This window comes from Dialister sp. CAG:357, from assembly GCF_000435155.1.
In the GTDB taxonomy this organism is placed as follows: Bacteria; Bacillota; Negativicutes; order Veillonellales; family Dialisteraceae; genus Dialister; species Dialister hominis.
Window position 1 is genome coordinate 1 of the sequence record NZ_FR896398.1, and the last position, 2,908, is coordinate 2,908.

Genomic DNA, 2,908 nt, shown 5'->3' on the forward strand with positions numbered 1-2,908 from the left:
TTGGCACTTGCTTTTTGGTAGCAGGACTTCTCCTCCCGGAGCAAGGTTAAAACCGGCCTACGGCCCTGAAGCTGCATTTCCTTCGAGCGAAGCGAGGTTTTATGGTTTCGCTCTTGACCTTGCCCTGGAAGGGAAGGTGCCCGACCTTAAATTCTGATGTCGGGCGGATGAGTTGCATTTCCCCGAGCGCCAGCTCGGTTGTCCGGTTTTCCTCATTTCCCATTTCCCTATCTCCTTTTGCACCATTTTTCCAAAGCAGTTATAATAGTTCTATATACGTGTATTCATCAAGGAGGTATTTTATGAAAAAGATTCTGGCTGCGGCTATGCTGGCTTTGGCGATTCCTTGTGTGGCTATGGCGGCTAAGCCTGTCAATTCACAGAAGCTTCTGGATGATCCGGGACGGTTTGCTGTGGTGTATGTCAGTGATGATGAAAGAGTGTATGCGGATATGGATACGGTGGAGAGGGATCCGGTTTCTGCCGGGGATCTGCCGATTATCCGCGGCAAGCTTTATGCTGAGGTATATAAGGATCCTTTGTCTTATCCGGATTATGGCAATTACCAGATGGTGGACAAGATTCTGCAGTATGATACGGCTGTCGGGGCTGATCAGTTTGGACCTTCTACGATCCGTTACCGTATCCTGAACAAGCTGGAAAATGTCTATGACTCGGATGGCAATCCTTCGACGTACATGGGCAAGCAGGAGGATCCGGCTGATGAGGCTGAGGAGATTTATATGAGCCTGTACCGCCTGACCCGCGGAAGCAATTTGTAATTTCCTGCCCTTGCTCCTGATTTACAAGAATGGACAAAAAGGCTATAATATAAGGACAAGTTAACAGAAATTTAGCAAAGAGGCTGCTCTTCCATGCAGTCTCTTTTTGCTTTTTCAGGCGGAGATGTCCGCCGGTCCTTCCCTGGCTCTGTTGGGACGGGCCGTTTCAGAGCCGGAGGAACATATGCGCTTTTATATTGCTGGCGGTGTCGGCGATCAGGGCCGGAACTGCTTCTATGTCCAGGGGGAGCGGCATGCTTTCCTGATGGACGCGGGAACTTCTACGGATGGCATGGACCGGGTGCCGGATTTGACGCTGGAGCAGATCCGCAGCGCGGATTATCTTTTCGTGACGCATTCTCACAGGGATCATACGGGTGCGATTCATTTCCTGGAGGAAAATGGATTCACGGGACAGGTGCTGATGTCGAATCAGACGTACCGTCAGATCCATCACAAGCCTTTGAATACGATGATTCTGGATTCGACGGCTCCAGAGCTGGAGCTTTCGACGGATTTCCGTGTGATCTGGGGCAGGACGGGGCACTGCGCGGGCGCGGTGTGGTTCCTGATCGAGATCGAGGGGAAGAAGCTTTTCTTCTCGGGAGATTACCGCGAGGGGGATCCTTTTTACCGCTGTGATGAGGTCCGCGGGATGAAGGCGGATCTGGCTGTGGTCGATGCTGCGTACAGCCGCGAGGACCGCGGAAGTGAAATGCGCGAAGAAGTGATGAAGACGGTAGAGGAAATGGTGAAGGACAATCATCCTCTGCTGCTGCCGGTGCCGCATTATGGCAGGGGGCTTTCGATTGCTGTCCTCATCCACCAGAGGCTGGGTGATGCGCATCCGGTCTACATGTCTCCAAAGCTTTACGATGAATGGCTGAACCTCGCACACAGGAAATATTTCGCAAGGGATGCTGTCCTGGATATGCCGTATTCCGTTTTCAAGGCATGGGATGAGGAGCATGTGGAAGAAGGGGGCATTTACCTTCTGACTGATGCGCAGCTGGCCAAGTCCTACAGCAGGCATCTGGCTGATGAGAATCCGGATATGGGCATCCTTCTCACGGGTTCCGTCCACGGCTACGGAAGGGCAGGCGAGTACCTCTCTGAAGGCCGCGCGAAATTCACTCTCTGGCCGAACCACCTGACGAGAAGGGAAATGCAGGATTTCAAGGGAAGCAACTATTTCTCCATCGTCGTGCCTTTCCACAATCCGAAAGAAGAAGCGGACGCGGACACATTCATTTTTTGAGCCTTTTTCTAAGAAACTGTTTAAAAACTCTATTAACGATGAAATCCGATTCATGGTATAATAAATCGAAAGAGGAAAGCCCAAGGGCATTCCGCATCCATTTCTGAAGAGAAAGGCGGAGATTTTATGTTAAAGTACAAGAAAATCCTGGTGCCGTATGACGGCTCCGACCATGCGAAGAAAGCCGTGCAGCAAGCATCGGACCTCGCGGCCGCCGGTGATGGTACGAAAATATACATCGCTTCGGTTTGCAATATGGTTTCTGCCATGAGCAATTTTGATCAGGTATCCATCGCAGAAGGCTGCCTCACGACAAAGCTCCTGGAAGACAGAGAAAGCCAGTGTCAGAAGGATATTGCGGAAGCCAAGTCCATGATTCCGAAGGATATCCCGGTCGAAGAACTCTATGAAGTCGGGTCCCCGGGACCTGTTCTCCTGAACATGGCCGAAGACAACGGCATCGATCTCGTCGTCATGGGAAGCCGCGGCCTCGGACCGCTGAAAGGCATCTTCATGGGATCGGTATCCAGCTACATGGTCAGCCGCTCCAAATGCCCCGTACTTATTGTGAAATAAGCAAAAGGATGTACGCGAAAGCGTGCATCCTTTTTTAATGAGGGGATGGGGGGAGCATTTAAAACCGGACAACCTCGCTTCGCTCGAGAAGGGCGGAACGAACCCCTTTCGGCGCATGCGCGCCACTTTCCCCTAACGGGGACAGCTTTCCTGTTTTGATTGTTTTCCGTTTGCGAAGCAAGGAAGTGGTGTTGATCTTCCCAGACGGGGAAGGGGAACCTATATAAGTTCAAGACAAATTTGATTTGAGCTCTTTCTTTTCACATCGCAAGCTGCCCCCAACGGAGGGAAG

Annotated in this window: 3 protein-coding genes; all 3 read left to right on the plus strand. The window is 51.5% G+C overall.

Features of this window, described 5'->3' with window-relative positions; translation table 11 throughout:
* Positions 1–302: 302 nt before the first annotated feature.
* The 3 genes from M3200_RS03140 to M3200_RS03150 all read left to right on the plus strand — a co-directional run bounded on the left by M3200_RS03140 (position 303) and on the right by M3200_RS03150 (position 2,616).
* Positions 303–782: a hypothetical protein gene (locus M3200_RS03140; protein ID WP_022382084.1), complete on the plus strand. Its 480-nt coding sequence runs from the start codon at positions 303–305 to the stop codon at positions 780–782.
* 184 nt (positions 783–966) lie between these two features.
* Positions 967–2,040: an MBL fold metallo-hydrolase gene (locus M3200_RS03145; RefSeq protein WP_022382085.1), complete on the plus strand. Its 1,074-nt coding sequence runs from the start codon at positions 967–969 to the stop codon at positions 2,038–2,040.
* A gap of 126 nt (positions 2,041–2,166) precedes the next feature.
* A complete protein-coding gene (locus M3200_RS03150; RefSeq protein ID WP_022382086.1) occupies positions 2,167–2,616 on the plus strand; it encodes a universal stress protein in 450 nt (149 codons plus the stop codon).
* Positions 2,617–2,908: the final 292 nt, after the last annotated feature.